This is a genomic window from Escherichia sp. KS167_9B, assembly GCF_030295215.1.
Taxonomy (GTDB): domain Bacteria; phylum Pseudomonadota; class Gammaproteobacteria; order Enterobacterales; family Enterobacteriaceae; genus Escherichia; species Escherichia coli_F.
In genome coordinates this window covers 4,212,746-4,232,576 of record NZ_AP025754.1, presented here as the reverse complement: position 1 = coordinate 4,232,576, position 19,831 = coordinate 4,212,746, and the positions used below count along the sequence as shown (strand labels likewise).

The window sequence follows — 19,831 nt, the reverse complement described above, 5'->3', positions numbered from 1 at the left end:
TTGATAAGATATATGTTATATGAATGTTATTAAGGGTGGCGAGACCGTTTAATATCACAATAAGGGATTATTTGCTTACTAATAATTTCCCTGCGTTTTTAACGCCTTTTTTTGTATTATAAATCCAGTTATCCAGCCCGACTATCATCACACATCATCATCCTGTTTTCCCGCTTCGTTTAAATTTATTTATCAATCAATTTGACTTAAGAGGGCGGCGTGCTACATTAATAAACAGTAATATGTTTATGTAATATTAAGCCGACTATGCAATCACTACATGGTAATTGTCTAATTGCGTACGCAAGACATAAATATATTCTCACCATGGTTAATGGTGAATATCGCTATTTTAATGGCGGTGAACTGGTTTTTGCGGATGCAAGTCAAATTCAAGTGGATAAGTGTGTCGAGAATTTTGTATTAGTTTCAAGGGACACGCTTTCATTATTTCTCCCGATGCTCAAGGAGGAGGCATTAAATCTTCATGCACATAAAAAAGTTCCTTCGTTACTCGTTCATCACTGTACCAGAGATATTCCTGTTTTTCAGGAGGTTGCGCAACTATCGCAGAATAAGAATCTGCGCTATGCAGAAATGCTCCGTAAAAGAGCATTAATCTTTGCGTTGTTATCTGTTTTCCTGGAGGACGAGCAGTTTATACCGCTGCTTCTGAACGTTTTGCAACCGAACATGCGAACACGAGTTTGTACGGTCATCAATAATAATATCGCCCATGAGTGGACATTAGCCCAAATCGCCAGCGAGCTGTTGATGAGTTCAAGCCTGTTAAAGAAAAAATTGCGCGAAGAAGGTACGTCATATTCACAGTTGCTTACTGAGTGTAGAATGCAACGTGCTTTGCAACTTATTGTTATACATGGTTTTTCAATTAAGCGAGTTGCAGTGTCCTGTGGTTATCACAGCGTGTCGTATTTCATTTACGTTTTTCGAAATTATTATGGGATGACGCCCACAGAGTATCAGGAGCGATCGGCACAAGGATTGCCGAACCGTGACTCGGCGGCAAGTATTGTTGCGCAAGGGAATTTTTACGGTACTAACTATTCTGCGGAAGAAATAAGATTATAGTTTTTACCCAGACATAAAAAAAACCCGGCATAGGGGACCGGGAAGAGGATAGTCTGCCGTCTCCAGACTAATAAACCGTTATAACACTCCCTGTTGGCACGGGAAACTTTGTGCTCTCAGTAAGTTAAATATAACTTTTACTGGAGATAAGATCAGCCATTTTTTTATAAACATAAGCTATGCGCTGTGTGAAAATATATTCTTCTTGCATTTTCTTATTATCAATTAACTGTTATGTCAAACTACTTTTTGGATAACTTTTGGTCCTACCAAATATGGCAGTTTATGCACGAAGAAGCGGTCTGGCATCATTTCATTAGTATACTGAAATTGAAATAATCGCAGTAATGAAATATAAGGGATAGTCATGACTCATGTCTGCTCGGTGATCCTCGTTCGTCGTTCATTGGATATTCATCATGAACAGCAAAAAATATCGTTGCACAACGAAAGTATTCTACTGCTGGATAAAAATTTGGCAGACGATTTTGCGTTTTGTTCACCGGATACACGACGACTGGATATCGATGAGCTGACAGTTTGCCATTACTTACAAAATATTCGTCAGTTACCGCGCAATTTAGGGTTACATAGCAAAGACCGTTTGTTAATTAACCAGTCCCCCCCCATGCCTCTGGTGACGGCGATTTTTGATAGTTTCAATGAATCCGGGGTAAATTCGCCGATAATGAGCAAGATGCTTTACCTTTCCTGTTTATCAATGTTTTCTCATAAGAAAGAACTTATCCCCTTACTTTTCAATAGTATCAGTACTGTTTCAGGAAAAGTTGAACGCCTTATTAGCTTTGATATCGCTAAACGTTGGTATCTACGCGATATCGCGGAAAGAATGTATACCAGCGAGAGTCTCATCAAAAAAAAGTTGCAGGATGAAAATACCTGTTTCAGTAAAATATTACTCGCCTCCAGGATGTCGATGGCCAGACGATTACTCGAGTTACGTCAAATTCCTCTACATACTATTGCAGAAAAATGTGGGTATAGCAGTACGTCGTACTTTATAAACACATTTCGACAATATTATGGTGTAACGCCACATCAGTTTGCGCAACATTCGCCAGGTACCTTTTCCTGACATATTTCGCATTTGAATATTGGTCAGGATCTCACACGTGCTTCATGTGAAACTCTTCCCTGATGATTTCTGCCGGGCTACCGGCTAGTTCTCTTTCGCAGTATGCCATGCGGTATAGGTATTTTCAGGAGGAAAAGACTCGGCATGTTTGGGATTATTAAGCTGACAATTCATACGATTACGGGAATGTGGGTCAGTATTGTGCTGTTCAAATTGATGACGAATGGCTGGAGTGGTTTTTACTTTCAGTGCTGTGTACTAAGCCTGGTATTCCTGACGGTTAGCTGGTTGTTGAGTGGTGAATGGTTAGCAGGAAAGAGTAAGGCTGAACCCTCACGTTCAACCTTACTCTCATTTACACGTTACGCTTTTTTAAAGCGGGCAAAGAGATGTTCCACTACAACGAAAAAGACTGGAACGAAGTAAATGGCCAGCACTGTTGCGGCAAACATCCCGCCCATCACGCCGGTACCTACCGCGTTTTGCGCGCCAGAACCTGCGCCGTGGCTGATTACCAGCGGCAACACGCCGAGAATAAAGGCCAGAGAGGTCATCAGGATTGGGCGTAAACGCATCCGCGCCGCTTCGATGATTGCCTCTATCGGCGTTTTCCCTTCTTTCTGCATCATCTCAACGGCAAATTCGACGATCAGGATGGCGTTCTTGGCGGAAAGCCCGATGGTAGTCAGCAAACCAACCTGGAAGTAGACGTCATTACTTAAGCCGCGCAGATCGGTGGCCAGTAATGCGCCAACGACACCTAACGGTACAACCAACATCACCGAGAACGGAATTGACCAGCTCTCATAAAGTGCGGCAAGGGCGAGGAACACCACGACCAGTGAAATGGCATACAGCGCGGGAGCCTGGTTTGAGGATAACGCTTCCTGATACGACAGTCCGGTCCACGAGTAGCCGACGCCTGCCGGAAGTTTAGCGACCAGGTCTGCCATAAATTTCATAGCGTCACCGGTACTTTTCCCGGCCGCCGCTTCACCTAAAATCTCCATTGACGGGATGCCGTTGTAGCGTTCCAGTCGCGGTGAACCATAGGTCCATTCGGTAGACGAATAGGCCGAAAGCGGTGCCATCGTGCCAGAGGCGTTGCGTACATACCACTGGTTGATGTTATCCGGCAACATACGGAACGGCGTGCCTGCCTGGACATACACTTTTTTCACCCGCCCCTGGTTGAGGAAGTCGTTCACGTAGCTGCTGCCGAAGGCGGTGGAAATTGTCTGGTTGATATCAGACAGCGTCACACCCATTGCCTCGGCTTTCGCGGCGTTGACGTTCACTTTGAACATCGGCGTATCTTCCAGTCCGTTCGGGCGTACCCCGGTGACCTGATTCGGTGATTGCGCTGCCAGTGATAATAGCTCGTTTCGCGCCTGGGTCAGTTTTTCGTGCCCTAAGTTGCCGTTGTCCAGCAGTTCCATATCAAAACCTGACGCGGTACCCAGTTCAGCCACCGCGGGTAAGTTGAACGGGAAGACGACGGCTTTATTGATACTGCTTAACGCAATCATTGCCCGCTGAATGATCGCGGTAACCGAGTTTTCCTCACCGACACGTTCAGACCACGGTTTGAGGCTGATAAACGCCAGACCGTTGTTTTGCCCCTGGCCACTGAAGCCAAAGCCGCCAACGGTAAACACCGACTGAACATTATCTTTCTCTTTTGTCAGATAATAATCAGTCACCTGTTGCAGCACTTTCGTGGTGTTAACCATGGTTGCACCGGAAGGTAACTGCGCGGTGGTCATAAATACCCCCTGATCCTCTTCTGGTAAGAAAGAGGTCGGCGTACGCAGGAACAGCACTGCCATCCCGGCGCAAATCAGCAGGTAGACCACCATGTAGCGACCGGTACAACGCAACAGCGAGCGGGTGCTATCGGTATAGTGATGAGTCGATTTTTCAAACAGCGTGTTGAAGCGTGCGAACAGGGCGTTAGGTTTGTGACCGCCTTCCGGCGCGGCTTTCAGAATGGTGGCGCACAGGGCAGGGGTCAGGCTCATTGCGACAAATACTGAAAGCAGCATCGAGGAGATCAGCGTGATGGAGAACTGACGATAAATTTCCCCGGTCGCGCCGCTCATAAAGGCCATTGGCATAAACACCGCGGAAAGCACAACGGCAATCCCGACCAGAGCGCGTTGGATTTGCCCCATGGATTTATGCGTTGCTTCCTTCGGCGGCAGTTTATCCTCCGCTATCACGCGCTCGACGTTTTCTACCACCACGATGGCGTCATCCACCAACAACCCTATCGCCAGCACCATCCCGAACATGGTGAGGGTGTTGATGGTGAAACCGACCGCCGACAAGATCGCAAACGTCCCGAGAATAACCACCGGTACGGCAATCGTCGGGATGATTGTGGCACGGAAATTCTGCAAAAACAGATACATGACCAGGAAGACGAGGATGATAGCCTCAACCAGTGTTTTGAAAACTTCCTGAATAGAAATTTCGATAAACGGCGTCGTGTCGTAAGGATAAACCGTCTTCAGACTTGCGGGGAAATAGGCTGATAGGCGGTTTAGCTCCTCTTTGACTGCCCGTGAGGTATCCAGGGCATTTGCTCCGGTAGCCAGTTTGATGGCGATCCCGGCAGCAGGTTTGCCGTTATAGCGCGCCACGGTGGAATAATCTTCCGCCCCAAGTTCGACGCGGGCGACATCACGCAGCAGCACTTGCGAGCCATCTTGCTGAACTTTCAACAGGATTTTGCCAAATTCTTCCGGCGTTTGCAGACGCGTCTGCACAATGATCGAGGCGTTCAGTTGCTGGTCTGCCGCCTGTGGCATGCCACCCAGTTGACCACCAGAAATCTGGTTGTTTTGCACCTTAATCTGGGAAATAACATCGGAAGGTACCAGGTTGTATTTATTGAGTTTTTGCGGGTCCAGCCAGATACGCATGGCATACTCGGAACCAAAGAGTTGTACGCTACCAACGCCCGCGGTACGGCTTAGCGGGTCTTTGATATTAGACGCTACATAGTCCGCGATATCGTACTGGTTGAGACTGCCGTTATCAGAAATGAACGCCGCTACCATCAGGATATTACTGCTCGACTTATCGACGCTAATCCCCTGCTGCTGCACCGCTTCAGGTAATGAAGGCATAGCGAGTTGCAGTTTATTTTGCACCTGAACCTGCGCGATATCAGGCGATGTCCCCGTCTCAAAGGTCAGAGTGATGGAGGCATTACCCGCCGCATCGCTGGTTGAAGACATGTACATCAGGCCATCAAGCCCATTCATATTTTGCTCAATCACCTGAGTGACCGAGTCTTCTACCGTTTGCGCATCGGCACCCGGATAGGTTGCGCTGACGGTAATGGTTGGTGGCGCAATCTGCGGATATTGCGCAACCGGTAAGTTCATGATCGCCAGACCACCTGCAAGCATCATAATAATGGCAAGTACCCAGGCAAAAACCGGGCGATCAATAAAATAGTTAGCCATGAAAGTCCCCTTAAGCCTGCAACGTTATTGTTTCGATTCGGTGCTGGCGTTTTCCTGGCTGGAGGAAATTGCACGTGCTTTGATACCCGGATGAATACGTTGCAAACCGGAAACGATCACCCGATCGCCAGCCTGCAAACCAGAAGTGACAACCCACTGGTCGCCGATGGCTTTGCTGGCTTCAATTTCGCGTAGCTGCACGACATCGTCTTTATCCAGAATGAGCGCCGTTGCTTTACCCTGGGCGTTGTGGGTGACGCCTTCCTGCGGCACCAGTAATACATTCTGGCGGCTACCTTCATCCACTAATGCCGTGACATACATGCCAGGCAGCAAGTCACCATTTGGGTTGGGGAAAATCGCCCGTAACGTCACGGAGCCCGTGGTTTCATCCACCGTCGGGTCGGAGAATTTCAGCGTGCCGGTCTGGCCGTAACGTTTACCATTTTCCAGATTGAGCTGTACTGGCGTACTGCCCTGAACCTGTTTGATTTGCCCACTGGCGACCTCTTCTTTCATGCGCAAAAAATCCTGCACCGACTGAGTGAGATCGACATAAATCGGGTCCAGACGTTGTACGGTAACCAGCGAATCTGCCTGATTAGCGGTAACGAGTGCGCCGACGGTCACCGACGATTTCCCGCTGACGCCCGTAATCGGCGAGGTGACATTTGCGTATTGCAGGTTGATCGTCGCCTGTTCAACAGCCGCTTTGGCGACGGTGACATTGGCTTCTGCTTCATTCAGCTGGGTGCGCGCGGTGTCGTAATCCTGACGGCTAACGTAGTTGGTCTTCAGCAACGATGCCTGGCGGTTAAAGGTGATGCGGGCATTGCTGGCGGTAGAGAGCGCTTTCGCCAGCGTGCCTTTGGCGGAGTTCAGCTCGGCCTGTAAAGGTGCAGGATCAATCTGATACAGCGAATCGCCCTGGTTCACTTTATCGCCTTCGATAAAGTTGCGTTTAATGATAATACCGCCCACCTGAGGGCGTATCTCGGCAACTTCATAAGGAACGGTTCTACCAGGCAATTCGCTCAACACATTGACCGAACCGGGGGAGAGTGTGACGACACCGACCTCAGGCGTCATGGCGGCGGCGTTTTCCGTCGATTTGTCATCGCAGGCGGTGAGCATCGCGCCGCAGAATAACAACGGTATTAACAGTTTTCTTCTTCTGTTCATTTTAGTCCCTGAAAATTCTTGAGATATAACGGTTCTTTAAATTGCGCGCGAGGAGAGGTATGAGGGATTTACAGACCAGCGGCATAGTGGGGTTGTCAGCCAGTAAGATGGGATGCAAGCACAGTGATCGACATGGTGAGGTCAACGACAAAAAAAATGTTGCCGTTCTGCCAACAGTTCCTGCCAGCATTCGGGCAACGAAGGGTTCTACTGGTGGATACACATACCAGGGGAATAAAGTCGTTTTCGCCTCTCCTTTAGTCATCACCGGGGATAATGAAATCAGCATCTGCATCCCTCTTCATGCCTGCCATCATTTTCAGTTAATTATGTCCTGACTAAAAATAAGATGTGATACCCAGGGTGACGATGTCGCTCATACGTCTTAGTTTCAGCTTGTACATAATGTTGAATTTCTGAATCTTTAATGTTTGTTGCGAAATATTGAGCGTTGACGTGATATTGCTTTCGTTTTTGTTTTTCAGAATCAGCTGCATAATTTTGAACTGATTATGTGAAAAACATAATTGTGAATTCTTATGGGGCAAGTGTTTACCATAAGTAATCTCAAGAAGATTTTTGATACTTTCTTTGCGGCTGACAAAATAAATAGGCGCTTTAGCTTTTAGTTTACTGATGTGATAAGGTGCCAAAACAATAATTCTCTCGGCGTCTAATTTCTCCAGAAATTTAATCGCTTCTTCATCAAGGATATGGTTGTGATAGGTATCAATGATAACCTTGAAGGGTTTATTACCTACTTTTTTGATCTCTGACAGGGAATTGATTTTTATCATTTCGTGATTATCTTTCAACTGCCAAAAGCCCTGTAAAAGAAAAGAATCTTTCGTCATGAGAAAAATCATAACTTGCTCCTTAGCCGTTATCGTTTCGAACATGTCATCCTTTTCATTATTTACATCCCTGTCCGAATCGTTGTTCAATATAGTAAACGCCTATAAGAACCTTGCCCTTCGTGAACTAATACGTCTATTAACACTAATCAATACTTCAGATTTATCCATCACGCACTCCATATATTGATCCTAAGTAAAATTCCTGGTTGTTATCAGATTGTAAACTGCAAGCAAAAAATTAACGTTTGCGGATTACTGCCCAAGAATAAGTTATCAATAACCAGTTTGTGATCTCTGAAGAATATTACTAAAGTTAAAATGTAATCCGATTTAAATATCGAGTCTCCTTGTTTCGACTTAAGCTGGCAATTGGATTGCCAGCTTTCTTTTAACGCATTGAAATTACCTGAGTAAATAACTCATTCATGTCTTCAGGTTTTTATATAGCGTCTGGAGACACGGATATTTATGCAATGTAATCAACGCCAGTTGCAAAAAAATGAACCCGGATTACTTATTTAACCGCCCATAGCATCAACGTTTACGGAACTCTTTGTTCACTTTCCCACAGCACTTTTAAAACATTAAACCTGACTACGGAAAATATCAGCCATGATAATGTTTGAAATGGCTAATTTGCCATGCAATGAAAAAAATCAGATAAAATTCAGTAGGTTGAAATACTCATCAGCAGGTAATTATTTCAATGATAGCGCGCAATTGATCTAAAATGCTGTGTAGCGGAGAGAGTATTAATTGGATCATAGTCACATCAAGTGACTATGATCCAGGTGGCAATAGGGATAATTATTGCTTTTTAACAAACAAACTGGCGAAGCTGAACAGGCTAGCGGCGCTAAATATCAGTTCAATTCCCACTAGTGTGGAAACCAGCGTTACAGAAACCATCGGCGTTGCACCAAGGAATATCCAGGCAATGACGATATCCAGCACACCAATAACGAGCTGTAGCCAACTGCCTTTCATTGAACGCTGACGATACCAACTCATCAGGCGAATAACTCCTGCCACACAGAACAAACCGGCAATAAATGCCGCAATGGCAAAAATGCCCAGCTCCGGTGCGCGGATGAAGAAATAGCCGATCAATAAATAGGCGACTGCGACGAGGAAACCGGATAATACCGGCCAGAAATTATGACTGCGGTTGCTGAATAGCCCGACAATAAGCGCAATGCCCGAGCAGATTAATAATGCACCCACTACTGTGCTTAAAATATCGCCAGAGACGAACGGAAAACTGATACACAGCAACCCGACGATAAACAGCAGCACGGCAATAAACTGGATTGCTCTGCGATGTTTTTTAAGCATCTCCAGATCAAACTTCAAAATTGTTGCCTTATCTATATATAACATAGAACCACCCTATAAAATTAAGAAGAAAATCCCCTGCTATCAATCTATGCCAAAAACGCGTCTAAGAATGCAGTCGATTTAATAAAAATTTCCTAATTACAGTATCAGATGCATCTGTAACTCATTGTATTGAAATAAAAATATCTGATTTTGATATTTTCCATCAACATGACATATACAGAAAACCAGGTTATAACCTCAGTGTCGAAATTGATTCGTGACGGCTCTTTCACTTTATAGTTGAGGATATTACGATGAAAAAAGTATTAGGCGTTATTCTTGGTGGTCTGCTTCTTCTGCCAGTGGTCAGCAATGCAGCGGATGCACAAAAAGCAGCTGATAACAAAAAACCGGTCAACACCTGGACCTGTGAAGATTTTCTGGCTGTGGACGAATCCTTCCAGCCAACTGCAGTTGGTTTTGCTGAAGCACTGAACAATAAAGATAAACCAGAAGATGCGGTTTTAGATGTTCAGGGTATTGCAACCGTAACCCCAGCGATCGTTCAGGCTTGTACTCAGGATAAACAAGCCAACTTTAAAGATAAAGTTAAAAGCGAATGGGACAAAGTTAAGAAAGATATGTAATTCCGGGAATACGTTACATCGTACTTCCTTGCATATTGAACAGGTAGGAATACCTTCTTCAAAAGCAGCTATTCCTTCTGTTCATATTTAATCTCTATATTGAATGGGTTACAAAATGAATATTTCATCTCTCCGTAAAGCGTTTATTTTTATGGGCGCTGTAGCGGCTTTGTCACTGGTGAACGCACAATCTGCGCTGGCAGCCAATGAATCCGCTAAAGATATGACTTGCCAGGAATTTATTGATCTGAATCCAAAAGCAATGACACCGGTTGCGTGGTGGATGCTGCATGAAGAAACAGTTTATAAAGGTGGTGATACTGTTACTTTAAATGAAACCGATCTTACTCAAATTCCTAAAGTGATCGAATACTGCAAAAAAAATCCGCAGAAAAATTTGTATACTTTCAAAAATCAAGCATCTAATGACTTGCCGAATTAATGGGGCACAAGTAAAAAGGAGTAGCAAGTTGAGCCATCTTGCTGCTCCTTTTTGCATTTTTATATGACAGCAGAATTTATTATACGTCTTATACTCGCGGCAATTGCCTGTGGCGCTATTGGCATGGAAAGGCAAATGCGCGGCAAAGGAGCAGGGTTACGCACACATGTATTAATTGGCATGGGAAGCGCCCTGTTTATGATTGTTTCGAAATATGGTTTTGCTGACGTGCTGTCTTTAGATCACGTCGGACTGGACCCCAGCCGTATTGCTGCTCAGGTGGTGACGGGCGTCGGGTTTATCGGTGCAGGTAACATTCTCGTTCGTAACCAAAATATTGTAGGTCTGACGACGGCAGCGGATATCTGGGTGACCGCCGCCATTGGTATGGTTATTGGTAGCGGTATGTACGAACTGGGCATTTATGGTTCAGTGATGACCTTACTGGTGCTGGAAGTCTTCCATCAATTAACCTTCCGCCTGATGAATAAAAATTACCATTTACAGCTGACATTAGTGAACGGTAATACGGTATCAATGCTCGACTGGTTTAAGCAGCAAAAAATAAAAACGGATTTAGTTTCGTTGCAGGAAAATGAAGATCATGAAGTGGTCGCCATTGATATCCAGCTTCATGCCACGACGTCGATAGAAGATCTGTTGCGATTATTAAAAGGTATGGCAGGGGTGAAAGGCGTTTCAATTAGCTAATCTATATAGTTATTTATTCGCAGGAGTACCAGAGCGGTACTCCTGTTGGTTTTAATGATCGAGGACGATCAGTGGTGAATGGTTGGCAGGATCTTTAAGTACGGTAATATTCGCGCCGTAGAGCATTGTCAGCGCCTGCTGTGTCAATACGTCCTGCGGTTTACCATTTGCGATAACCTTTCCTTTTTGCATTAATACAACACGGTCTGCATAACGCGCGGCAAGATTTAGATCGTGCAATACGCAGCAAACATTGAACTGCCGTTCGTGAACTAGCTGGCGTAATAAACGAAACAAGTGCTGCTGATGGTGAATATCCAGCGCCGAAGTTGGTTCATCAAGAAATAACCATTTCGGTGAGGGAGTTGGTTCCCAGAGTTGCACCAGCAGGCGCGCTAATTGCACGCGCTGTTGTTCACCACCGGATAATTGCCGATAGTCGCGGTTTGCTAACGCCTGACAGTCACATAACGCCATTATTTGTGCTGTTTCATTATCCTGATTACCAGTACGATGCGGATGCCGCCCCATCTGGATAACTTCTTGTACGCTGAATGGAAACGCCATGTGGCTATTTTGACGCATCACGGCCCGGTGTTTCGCCAGTTCAGTAATCGACCATTCATTTAATGGCTTATTAAACAACCGACATTCGCCGCTATCAGGTTGAAGATAGCCGGTTAACTGGCGAAGCAGCGTAGATTTTCCCGCACCATTAGGGCCGAGAATGGCAACAATTTCCCCACCGGGAAAAGTCAGCGAGACATTATCAGTCAGACGCCGCCCCTGAAGGCTATAAACCAGATTCTGGGCGCTGATCATGTGATCCTCCGGTTGCGCAGAATCAACCACATAAAATAAGGGCCACCAAGCAGGCTGGTTAATAATCCCACGGGCATTTCTGCTGGCTGTACCAGTGTGCGGGCAAGCGTGTCTGCCATCAGCAATAAACAGGCTCCGGCGAGGGCGGAGCAAGGGATTAGCCAGCGGTGATTTGCCCCGGTAGTCATACGAATCAGATGCGGGATCACCAGGCCAATAAAGCCGATAATGCCGCTTACCGATACGGCGGCACCAACGAGCAGTGAGCTCACTAACAGTAATTGCTGGCGTTTACGCTTAACGTTCACGCCGAGGTAGTGGGCTTCTTCATCACCGAGCTGCAGTAAATTCAGCGTTCCGGCGAGACAAGTTGTTGCAATAATGGCCGGTAGGATGAATGAACTGGCAACCAATAACGTCGGCCATTGCGCCTGTCCAAGATTGCCCATCATCCACAATGTGAGTTGTCGTAGCTGCTGCTCATCGCCGATATAGCTCAGGATGCCGATCGCTGCGCCGCACAGGGCATTGATGGCGATACCGGCGAGTAATAATTGCATCATGCTGCCATCGCGATGGCGCTGCGTGATGAGAAAAATGATGGTGCAGACCACTAAACTTCCGGCAATGGCAAACACCATTTGCTCATAGAGCACCAGCACCACTGGGAAGGAAAAGGGCAGCACAATAGCAACGCCAACCATTAATGCAGAACCGCTACTGACGCCGAGTAATCCAGGGTCAGCCATTGGGTTGCGAAAAAGCCCCTGCATAATTACCCCGGCGGTTGCCAACGCTGCACCTACCAGCACCGCCAGCAAAACCCGTGGTAGACGAATATTGAGCCAGATATCGCGGTATTCCTCATCAAAAAGGGCATCAAAACTGATCTTTAACGCTCCCTGACTGGCACCGAACAGCACCAGAGCTAGCAATAATAGTGATAGCCCCATAAAGACCCTGGCGGAAGAGAGTGAATCCTTGAGCACGCAAAACTCCGTTACGACATTACGGCGCGGAGATTCCGCGCCGGGGGATCACGCCGGTTTCAGGTCCGGTTCAATCAGACTGTAGACCTGCTGGTTAAGTGCTGGCGCATTTGCCAGTTCATGGATATGTGCGGCGACATCGGCACGGTTAACAAAACCATGACACTCCTGATTTTGTATCCGTTGTGCTTTGCCCGTTGCCGCACCATCAAGCAGACCGCCAGGGCGGAGAATGGCGTAATCAAGCTGGCTGGTTTGCAACCAGCTTTCCGCCAGCGTTTTTTCCCGTACCGCCTGACCAAACGCAGCCTTTGCCCGCTCCGATAAAAACGGCCAGCTATCGCCACATCCCAAAGAGGTCACCAGAATCATGCGACTGATGCCGGCCTTTTCGGCCTCATCAATCACTGTTCTGTGTGCCAGATAATCCTGAGCTCCGCCCATTGTTGAGATGATAAGCGCATCCGGGCCAGCTGCGCGGCAAGCAGCCGCGACTACGCTGGCATCACAGGCGTCGCCTGTAAAAACCTGTACGCCTTGTTGCGCCAGTTTCGTGGCGGCATCAGCATGACGAATGACAGCAACGACCGGACGTTGTTCCGCCAGCGCCAGTTCAAGCGTTCTGGCACCCACACCTTTTCCGCCTGCGCCAAAGAGTAGCCACGGCGTCATCAGGCGTGTTCCTTTAACGATGCTGCCAGAGCATGGAAGGCGCTGACTTGTTCGCTCAGGAGCTGACGATGGTCATCCCTGCCGAGGAAGATTTTCAGCATTGCGCTGCCTTCTTTGTTGAAAAAGAGAATGGATGCGGTGTCCATGCCCATAAATTTACGTTCGATCAAGGCAATATGTGTGCAGTTTTCTGCTTTGATATGCCCGGACATGCCGTGCTTTCCGCGTAGGTTGAAATAGCCGTGGCGATGGAAACCCGAAGGCAGTTCGCCGCTAAATTCGAGGATTACATCGGCAGTATGTACTAACGTGGTGACGTTGCCCCATTCGCAGACGGTATCCCAGACAGTATCGAATTTATCGCCTGACACTACGGTAGAGGAGGGTAGATTTCTCACTACTTCCAGCAGTGTGGTGTTGTATTGTTCGGCTACCACCTCCAGCGTACCGTCCGGCTCCGTTTTCAAAAATTCTTGTAACGAGACATGGCTCATAAATCACTCCTGTTATGGTTTTTCACGCACAATCGTTGGCGCATTAAGTGCCTGAATTAGTTCATTAAGAGACTGCAAAATATTGCTTGCCCAGAAACGACCTTCATTAGTCAGCCGCAGGCAAGTTGAAGCATCGCGGCTTAAGCCTTTTTGGTGCCATTGAGCCAGTAACGGCGCGAGTTTTTCGGCATGTGGCGTAAGTTCATCCAGCGGTACACGCGCTGTTTCAACACCTGACTGCAAGGTATGACGCCATTGCGCATTACGTTCGGCGTTACGCATGATCATCATCAGCGGTTTTTTGCCTGCCGCGACGGATTCATGCCAGGTCTGAAGACTGCGTTCGTTCATCCAGGAGTAACCATTAATCGAACCGCCGGCTCCGGAACCAAAGGCCAGACAATCGGCACCTTGTTTAATCAGCAGGTTATAGAGATTGCGTTCGCGTGTGGTACGGCCCCAGTGGCTGTTACTGATACAGCGCCAACCAGCTTCGTCCATGAAGTCACACCCTTGCAGATAAAGATCGCGTCGTTCTGCCGGAGAGGGCACGGTAGTACGCCCATTTTCCACGGCTTTGCCCAGCGGTGTATTGGGCAGGACATTGAGCGCATAGAGATCGACGCCGTCGAGACCGATATCGCGGGCAATAGTCAGATCTTCTCCCCAGGTTTGCGCATCCTGACCCGGCAGGCCAAACAGAAGGTCACAGACCACCGCAGCACGGTCGCGTTTGACCAGGCTTTCCATAAACGCAATGGCGGTTGGGCCATCCGAGGTGCGGGCCATTTTCTTACGGATTTTGCTGTTAAACGACTGAATACCAATTGAGAAGCGGTTTGCTCCTGCATCAAGGCAAGCATCGATTCGCTCAGCGTCAAAATTCAGTACCCGGCCTTCGATAGTGATTTCACAATCAGGGGCCAGTGGCAGCTTTTCTCGTAATGTGGTGATAATTCTGGCCAAATCGTGTGCCGAAAGCGCGGAAGGCGTGCCGCCACCGAAATAGACCGCGTGGATGGGGGCAGACTGATGCAATACGCTGTCCGCTTCCATTTCTATTTCACGAATCAGGGCGTCGGTATAATGAGCACACGCATCTTCATTAAAACGGTTCTGATAAAAACCACAAAACGTGCAGTGTGTTGCACAAAAAGGAATGTGTAGATAAACCAGTCGCTTACGTGGTGATACCGTTTGATTGAGCATCTCTTGCCAGGTCTGTGCCAGTTGCTCTTTGGCAACTGGAATGGCCCCACGAAACGGCATCATGGCGCGCCTGTCTTTAAATGGCTGATCACCGTCTAAAGCAAAATGTGGCGTGAGATCCAGGGGGTTATTTGTGTTCATTCGTCTGATTTAAATCCATTTATTGTGGCCAAAGCTGCTGGTGTAAAGACTCAACGACATCAGCAATACGCGGACCCATTCCCAGAATCAGGTTTTGATCAACGGTGATAATGCGCTGGTTTTTCCATGCGGCAGTGTGGGTAATTCCGGCAATAGAACGTAGCCGGTTAATATCGCCATCGACCATTTGTGAGGTTACGACAATCACTTCTGGATTAGCCGCAATCAGTGATTCTGCACTGTAGCTTTTGTACTGCTGGTGGGTTGCGACGTTTTCTGCTCCGGCAAGCGAAAGAATGGCGTCCGCGACGCTGCCTTTACCGGCAACCTGTGGCGCACTTCCGCCTGCGGAGAGAATAAACATGGCTTTAACCGGGGCTTTTTTGGCCGCCACGTTTTGCTGTACTCGCTCCAGGCGTTGGTTGATCTGTGTCACCAGCGCCTCGCCTTGTTCAGGAACCTGTAGCGTTTTTGCCAGTTGGCGAATGTTGGCGTACATCTGCTCAAGGGTGGCAGGCACACGCGGCAGGGTGACGACGTTGACTTTCTGCGCTCGTAGTTGGTCGAGCACAATTTGTGGCCCGGCATCCTGCCAGGTAATTACGCTATCCGGGCGAAGTGACAAAATGCCTTCGCTGCTGAGTTGTTTCCAGTAGCCAATATGCGGCAGTTTGGCGGTTTCTGGTGGATAAGATGTCGTTTCATCGACACCAACCACGCGTTCGCCAGCGCCCATCGCGTAGATTAGCTCCGTCAGCGATCCTCCTGCGACCACGATACGTTCGGCAGCCGTTACGCTAAAAGCCCAGCTAAGAGCCAGTACTGCCGTAAACAATTTTTTTCGTTTTACCGCGGTCTTCGCGGCAGAGGCCACGGCTGAAATACATAACGTCAGTGGGGAAAAAAGAAACGGCCTGGTGATGATCCTTGGCATAATATGAGAACTCTTATCAAATTGAGAATGATCATGATTATCATTTGAGTTATATATGAAATACAACCGTCGATTCAATACGCAAGGCGTTACAAGCGTATTTATTTTTGATTTTTATCAAGATGCTTCGTCAGCTAACGTTCTTGTTACCGACTAAATTTCAGCGCGGGAAAAAGCTGAGAACCCAGAGATATCGCGGCTTGCAGAGCAAAGAGAAGAGAAAATTATCACTGTTAACGACAAAGTTTAGTGATGAGGTTATGGGGGAATAACCATAAAAACAAAGTGGTTTCCAGGGCGCAGGATAGGTTTCATAACCCCCTGTTTATTGTGTTAATGGCGGTTAAAAAAAGCTTGATCATAAAAAATTGATCGATAATAATTCTCATTATCACGTTCGCGCTTAACAAAACACGACCATATGGATAACAAAACCATAGCATTTGCAAGGGATAACGCACAGCGCTCTTCACTCCTGATGGGGCATATCGTTTTGCCTGATAAAGAGGGCGTGCTTTTGCGTATTTGCCGAGATACCAGGCAATTTCATGGGATATAAACGCCTGTAAACTCACCCGGCGAATATTATCGCTCTGAATTTTAAATAAATTTATTTCTCGCAAGCCACCCCGGTATTAACCCAGGCAGCCAGCATTTTTTATTTTCCTCATGGAGAATCGCTATGTCACGTCCGCAATTTACCTCGTTGCGTTTGAGTTTGTTGGCTTTGGCTGTTTCTGCCACCTTGCCAACGTTTGCTTTTGCTACTGAAACCATGACCATTACGGCAACGGGGAATGCCCGTAGTTCCTTCGAAGCGCCTATGATGGTCAGCGTCATCGACACTTCCGCTCCTGAAAATCAAACGGCTACTTCAGCCACCGATCTGCTGCGTCATGTTCCTGGAATTACTCTTGATGGTACCGGACGAACCAACGGTCAGGATGTAAATATGCGTGGCTATGATCATCGCGGCGTGCTGGTTCTTGTCGATGGTGTTCGCCAGGGAACGGATACCGGACACCTGAATGGTACTTTTCTCGATCCGGCGCTGATCAAGCGTGTTGAGATTGTTCGCGGACCTTCAGCATTACTGTATGGCAGTGGCGCGCTGGGTGGGGTGATCTCCTACGATACGGTCGATGCAAAAGATTTATTGCAGGAAGGACAAAGTAGTGGTTTTCGTGTCTTTGGTACTGGTGGCACGGGGGACCATAGCCTGGGATTAGGCGCGAGCGCGTTTGGGCGAACTGAAAATCTGGATGGTATTGTGGCCTGGTCCAGTCGCGATCGGGGTGATTTACGCCAGAGCAATGGTGAAACCGCGCCGAATGACGAGTCCATTAATAACATGCTGGCGAAAGGGACCTGGCAAATTGATTCAGCCCAGTCTCTGAGCGGTTTAGTGCGTTACTACAACAACGACGCGCGTGAACCAAAAAATCCGCAGACCGTTGAGGCTTCTGAAAGCAGCAACCCGATGGTTGATCGTTCAACAATTCAACGCGATGCGCAGCTTTCTTATAAACTCGCCCCGCAGGGCAACGACTGGTTAAATGCAGATGCAAAAATTTACTGGTCGGAAGTCCGTATTAATGCGCAAAACACGGGGAGTTCCGGCGAGTATCGTGAACAGATAACAAAAGGAGCCAGGCTGGAGAACCGTTCCACTCTATTTGCCGACAGTTTCGCTTCTCACTTACTGACATATGGCGGTGAGTATTATCGTCAGGAACAACATCCGGGCGGCGCGACGACGGGCTTTCCGCAAGCAAAAATCGATTTTAGCTCTGGCTGGCTACAGGATGAGATCACCTTACGCGATCTGCCGATTACCCTGCTTGGCGGAACCCGCTATGACAGTTATCACGGTAGCAGCGACGGCTACAAAGATGTTGATGCTGACAAATGGTCATCTCGTGCGGGGATGACTATCAACCCGACCAACTGGCTGATGTTATTTGGCTCATATGCCCAGGCATTCCGCGCCCCGACGATGGGCGAAATGTATAACGATTCTAAGCACTTCTCGATTGGTAGCTTCTATACCAACTATTGGGTGCCAAACCCGAACTTACGTCCGGAAACTAACGAAACTCAGGAGTACGGTTTTGGGCTGCGTTTTGATGACCTGATGTTGTCCAATGATGCCCTGGAATTTAAAGCCAGCTACTTTGATACCAAAGCGAAGGATTACATCTCCACGACTGTCGATTTCGCGGCTGCGACAACTATGTCGTATAACGTCCCGAACGCCAAAATCTGGGGCTGGGATGTGATGACGAAATATACCACTGATCTGTTTAGCCTTGATGTGGCCTATAACCGTACCCGCGGCAAAGACACCGATACCGGGGAATATATTTCCAGTATTAACCCGGATACCGTTACCAGCACCCTGAATATTCCGATCGCTCACAGTGGCTTCTCTGTTGGTTGGGTCGGTACGTTTGCCGATCGCTCAACACATATCAGCAGCAGTTACAGCAAACAACCTGGCTATGGTGTGAATGATTTCTACGTCAGTTATCAAGGGCAGCAGGCGCTCAAAGGTATGACCACTACTCTGGTATTGGGCAACGCCTTCGACAAAGAGTACTGGTCGCCGCAAGGCATCCCACAGGATGGTCGTAACGGAAAAATTTTCGTGAGTTATCAATGGTAATCATCTGCCCCGATATTTCGGGGCATTTATCTGGAAGGAAGAGAGACAATGAACCACTACACACGCTGGCTTGAGTTAAAAGAACAAAATCCCGGAAAGTACGCGCGTGACATCGCAGGTTTAATGAATATTAGCGAAGCAGAACTGGCATTTGCGCGCGTCACGCACGATGCGTGGCGGATGTGCGGCGATATCCGTGACATTCTGGCGGCGCTCGAAAGTGTTGGCGAGACCAAATGTATTTGTCGTAATGAATATGCAGTCCATGAGCAAGTTGGTGCGTTCACAAACCAGCATTTAAACGGACATGCCGGATTGATCCTCAATCCGCGCGCGCTGGATTTGCGTCTGTTTCTCAATCAATGGGCCAGTGTTTTCCACATCAAAGAAAATACGACTCGTGGCGAACGCCAGAGTATTCAGTTCTTTGATCATCAGGGCGATGCATTACTAAAAGTTTATGCCACCGACAATACCGATATGGCGGCATGGAGTGAGCTTCTGGCACGGTTTATCACCGATGAGAATACGCCGCTTGAGTTAAAAGCCGTTGATGCGCCAGTTGTTCAAAAGCGAGCCGATGCCAGTGTGGTCGAGCAAGAGTGGCGGGCGATGACCGACGTTCATCAGTTTTTTACGTTGCTCAAGCGCCACAACCTGACGCGCCAACAGGCGTTCAATCTGGTGGCAGATGATTTGGCCTGCAAAGTATCCAACAGTGCGTTGGCGCAAATTCTTGAATCTGCACAGCAGGATGGCAATGAAATCATGGTGTTTGTTGGCAACCGTGGCTGCGTACAGATTTTCACTGGCGTGGTAGAAAAAGTGGTGCCAATGAAAGGTTGGCTGAATATTTTTAACCCGACGTTTACTCTTCATCTATTAGAAGAGAGCATTGCTGAAACCTGGGTAACCCGTAAACCTGCTAGTGACGGTTATGTGACCAGTCTGGAATTGTTTGCCCATGATGGTACGCAGATAGCGCAACTTTATGGTCAACGTACAGAAGGCGAACAGGAGCAAGCGCAATGGCGTAAGCAAATTGCTTCGCTGATACCGGAAGGCGTTACTGCATAACGTAT

18 protein-coding genes are annotated in these 19,831 nt (G+C 47.6%); 8 read left to right on the top strand and 10 right to left on the bottom strand.

Annotated elements, in window-relative coordinates; all coding sequences use genetic code 11:
* Positions 1 to 267: 267 nt before the first annotated feature.
* Positions 268 to 1,092 (top strand): acid resistance transcriptional activator GadX, encoded by an 825-nt coding sequence (gene gadX, locus QUE34_RS21265; protein WP_001191078.1) that lies wholly within the window; start codon positions 268 to 270, stop codon positions 1,090 to 1,092.
* A 367-nt stretch (positions 1,093 to 1,459) separates the two neighbouring features.
* Complete coding sequence (gene gadW / locus QUE34_RS21260) at positions 1,460 to 2,188, top strand: acid resistance transcriptional activator GadW (RefSeq protein WP_032303992.1); 729 nt, start codon at positions 1,460 to 1,462, stop codon at positions 2,186 to 2,188.
* Positions 2,189 to 2,550: 362 nt separating this feature from the next.
* On the opposite strand, the gene mdtF is transcribed toward gadW, so the two are convergent.
* Positions 2,551 to 5,664, bottom strand: a complete 3,114-nt coding sequence (gene mdtF / locus QUE34_RS21255; RefSeq protein WP_103253591.1) for a multidrug efflux pump RND permease MdtF — start codon at positions 5,662 to 5,664, stop codon at positions 2,551 to 2,553.
* Positions 5,665 to 5,688: 24 nt separating this feature from the next.
* Positions 5,689 to 6,798 carry a multidrug transporter subunit MdtE gene (gene mdtE / locus QUE34_RS21250; RefSeq protein ID WP_308240008.1) on the bottom strand — a complete coding sequence of 370 codons (1,110 nt, stop codon included), beginning with the start codon at positions 6,796 to 6,798 and terminating at the stop codon, positions 5,689 to 5,691.
* A gap of 107 nt (positions 6,799 to 6,905) precedes the next feature.
* Here mdtE and QUE34_RS21245 point away from each other — a divergent pair, with 107 nt between their 5' ends.
* Positions 6,906 to 7,184, top strand: a complete 279-nt coding sequence (locus QUE34_RS21245; RefSeq protein WP_001205315.1) for a hypothetical protein — start codon at positions 6,906 to 6,908, stop codon at positions 7,182 to 7,184.
* Here the strand turns inward: QUE34_RS21245 and gadE are convergent, their stop codons facing one another.
* Together gadE and hdeD are read right to left on the bottom strand one after the other, a co-directional pair.
* A complete protein-coding gene (gene gadE, locus QUE34_RS21240; RefSeq protein ID WP_000576690.1) occupies positions 7,185 to 7,712 on the bottom strand; it encodes an acid resistance transcriptional activator GadE in 528 nt (175 codons plus the stop codon).
* Between the two features lie 798 nt (positions 7,713 to 8,510).
* Entirely contained in the window at positions 8,511 to 9,083 is a 573-nt protein-coding gene (gene hdeD / locus QUE34_RS21235; protein WP_000965671.1) for an acid-resistance protein HdeD, read from the bottom strand.
* Between the two features lie 254 nt (positions 9,084 to 9,337).
* Here hdeD and hdeA point away from each other — a divergent pair, with 254 nt between their 5' ends.
* From hdeA to QUE34_RS21220, 3 genes are all read left to right on the top strand, one after another.
* Entirely contained in the window at positions 9,338 to 9,670 is a 333-nt protein-coding gene (gene hdeA, locus QUE34_RS21230; protein WP_000756553.1) for an acid-activated periplasmic chaperone HdeA, read from the top strand.
* A 115-nt stretch (positions 9,671 to 9,785) separates the two neighbouring features.
* Positions 9,786 to 10,112, top strand: coding sequence for an acid-activated periplasmic chaperone HdeB (gene hdeB / locus QUE34_RS21225; protein WP_001298717.1), 327 nt, complete (start codon positions 9,786 to 9,788; stop codon positions 10,110 to 10,112).
* Positions 10,113 to 10,175: 63 nt separating this feature from the next.
* Positions 10,176 to 10,823 (top strand): MgtC/SapB family protein, encoded by a 648-nt coding sequence (locus QUE34_RS21220; RefSeq protein ID WP_001296814.1) that lies wholly within the window; start codon positions 10,176 to 10,178, stop codon positions 10,821 to 10,823.
* 51 nt (positions 10,824 to 10,874) lie between these two features.
* Here QUE34_RS21220 and QUE34_RS21215 read toward each other — a convergent pair whose 3' ends face one another.
* From QUE34_RS21215 to shuT, 6 genes are read right to left on the bottom strand one after another with little or no spacing between them, the layout of a single operon-like run.
* A complete protein-coding gene (locus QUE34_RS21215) occupies positions 10,875 to 11,645 on the bottom strand; it encodes a heme ABC transporter ATP-binding protein (protein WP_032303988.1) in 771 nt (256 codons plus the stop codon).
* Positions 11,642 to 12,634, bottom strand: coding sequence for a heme ABC transporter permease ShuU/ChuU (gene shuU / locus QUE34_RS21210; protein ID WP_000910402.1), 993 nt, complete (start codon positions 12,632 to 12,634; stop codon positions 11,642 to 11,644). Before shuU ends, QUE34_RS21215 begins: the two co-directional genes overlap by 4 nt.
* A 48-nt stretch (positions 12,635 to 12,682) precedes the next feature.
* Entirely contained in the window at positions 12,683 to 13,306 is a 624-nt protein-coding gene (chuY, locus tag QUE34_RS21205; protein WP_000189351.1) for an anaerobilin reductase, read from the bottom strand.
* The gene (hutX, locus tag QUE34_RS21200) at positions 13,306 to 13,800 is read right to left on the bottom strand and encodes a heme utilization cystosolic carrier protein HutX (RefSeq protein ID WP_032185377.1); all 495 of its coding nucleotides are present in this window, start codon (positions 13,798 to 13,800) and stop codon (positions 13,306 to 13,308) included. Before hutX ends, chuY begins: the two co-directional genes overlap by 1 nt.
* Positions 13,801 to 13,812: 12 nt before the next feature.
* Positions 13,813 to 15,150 carry a heme anaerobic degradation radical SAM methyltransferase ChuW/HutW gene (gene hutW, locus QUE34_RS21195; protein WP_032185376.1) on the bottom strand — a complete coding sequence of 446 codons (1,338 nt, stop codon included), beginning with the start codon at positions 15,148 to 15,150 and terminating at the stop codon, positions 13,813 to 13,815.
* A 19-nt stretch (positions 15,151 to 15,169) separates the two neighbouring features.
* Positions 15,170 to 16,084 carry a heme ABC transporter substrate-binding protein ShuT gene (gene shuT, locus QUE34_RS21190; RefSeq protein ID WP_001328192.1) on the bottom strand — a complete coding sequence of 305 codons (915 nt, stop codon included), beginning with the start codon at positions 16,082 to 16,084 and terminating at the stop codon, positions 15,170 to 15,172.
* A gap of 682 nt (positions 16,085 to 16,766) precedes the next feature.
* Between shuT and chuA the strand changes: the two genes are divergently transcribed.
* Positions 16,767 to 18,749 (top strand): TonB-dependent heme/hemoglobin receptor ChuA/ShuA, encoded by a 1,983-nt coding sequence (gene chuA / locus QUE34_RS21185; protein WP_032303987.1) that lies wholly within the window; start codon positions 16,767 to 16,769, stop codon positions 18,747 to 18,749.
* 48 nt (positions 18,750 to 18,797) lie between these two features.
* Complete coding sequence (gene chuS, locus QUE34_RS21180) at positions 18,798 to 19,826, top strand: hematinate-forming heme oxygenase ChuS (RefSeq protein ID WP_032303986.1); 1,029 nt, start codon at positions 18,798 to 18,800, stop codon at positions 19,824 to 19,826.
* Positions 19,827 to 19,831: the final 5 nt, after the last annotated feature.

Bases quoted from the DNA above. Each gene is read 5' to 3' on its own strand.
- mdtE (WP_308240008.1), bottom strand. From the start codon at position 6,798: ATGCTCACCGCCTGCGATGACAAATCGACGGAAAACGCCGCCGCCATG.
- mdtF (WP_103253591.1), bottom strand. From the start codon at position 5,664: ATGGCTAACTATTTTATTGATCGCCCGGTTTTTGCCTGGGTACTTGCC.
- QUE34_RS21215 (WP_032303988.1), bottom strand. From the start codon at position 11,645: ATGATCAGCGCCCAGAATCTGGTTTATAGCCTTCAGGGGCGGCGTCTG.
- hdeB (WP_001298717.1), top strand. From the start codon at position 9,786: ATGAATATTTCATCTCTCCGTAAAGCGTTTATTTTTATGGGCGCTGTA.
- chuA (WP_032303987.1), top strand. From the start codon at position 16,767: ATGTCACGTCCGCAATTTACCTCGTTGCGTTTGAGTTTGTTGGCTTTG.
- hutX (WP_032185377.1), bottom strand. From the start codon at position 13,800: ATGAGCCATGTCTCGTTACAAGAATTTTTGAAAACGGAGCCGGACGGT.
- gadX (WP_001191078.1), top strand. From the start codon at position 268: ATGCAATCACTACATGGTAATTGTCTAATTGCGTACGCAAGACATAAA.
- shuT (WP_001328192.1), bottom strand. From the start codon at position 16,084: ATGCCAAGGATCATCACCAGGCCGTTTCTTTTTTCCCCACTGACGTTA.
- QUE34_RS21220 (WP_001296814.1), top strand. From the start codon at position 10,176: ATGACAGCAGAATTTATTATACGTCTTATACTCGCGGCAATTGCCTGT.
- hutW (WP_032185376.1), bottom strand. From the start codon at position 15,150: ATGAACACAAATAACCCCCTGGATCTCACGCCACATTTTGCTTTAGAC.
- chuS (WP_032303986.1), top strand. From the start codon at position 18,798: ATGAACCACTACACACGCTGGCTTGAGTTAAAAGAACAAAATCCCGGA.
- gadE (WP_000576690.1), bottom strand. From the start codon at position 7,712: ATGATTTTTCTCATGACGAAAGATTCTTTTCTTTTACAGGGCTTTTGG.
- chuY (WP_000189351.1), bottom strand. From the start codon at position 13,306: ATGACGCCGTGGCTACTCTTTGGCGCAGGCGGAAAAGGTGTGGGTGCC.
- hdeD (WP_000965671.1), bottom strand. From the start codon at position 9,083: ATGTTATATATAGATAAGGCAACAATTTTGAAGTTTGATCTGGAGATG.
- gadW (WP_032303992.1), top strand. From the start codon at position 1,460: ATGACTCATGTCTGCTCGGTGATCCTCGTTCGTCGTTCATTGGATATT.
- QUE34_RS21245 (WP_001205315.1), top strand. From the start codon at position 6,906: ATGAGGGATTTACAGACCAGCGGCATAGTGGGGTTGTCAGCCAGTAAG.
- hdeA (WP_000756553.1), top strand. From the start codon at position 9,338: ATGAAAAAAGTATTAGGCGTTATTCTTGGTGGTCTGCTTCTTCTGCCA.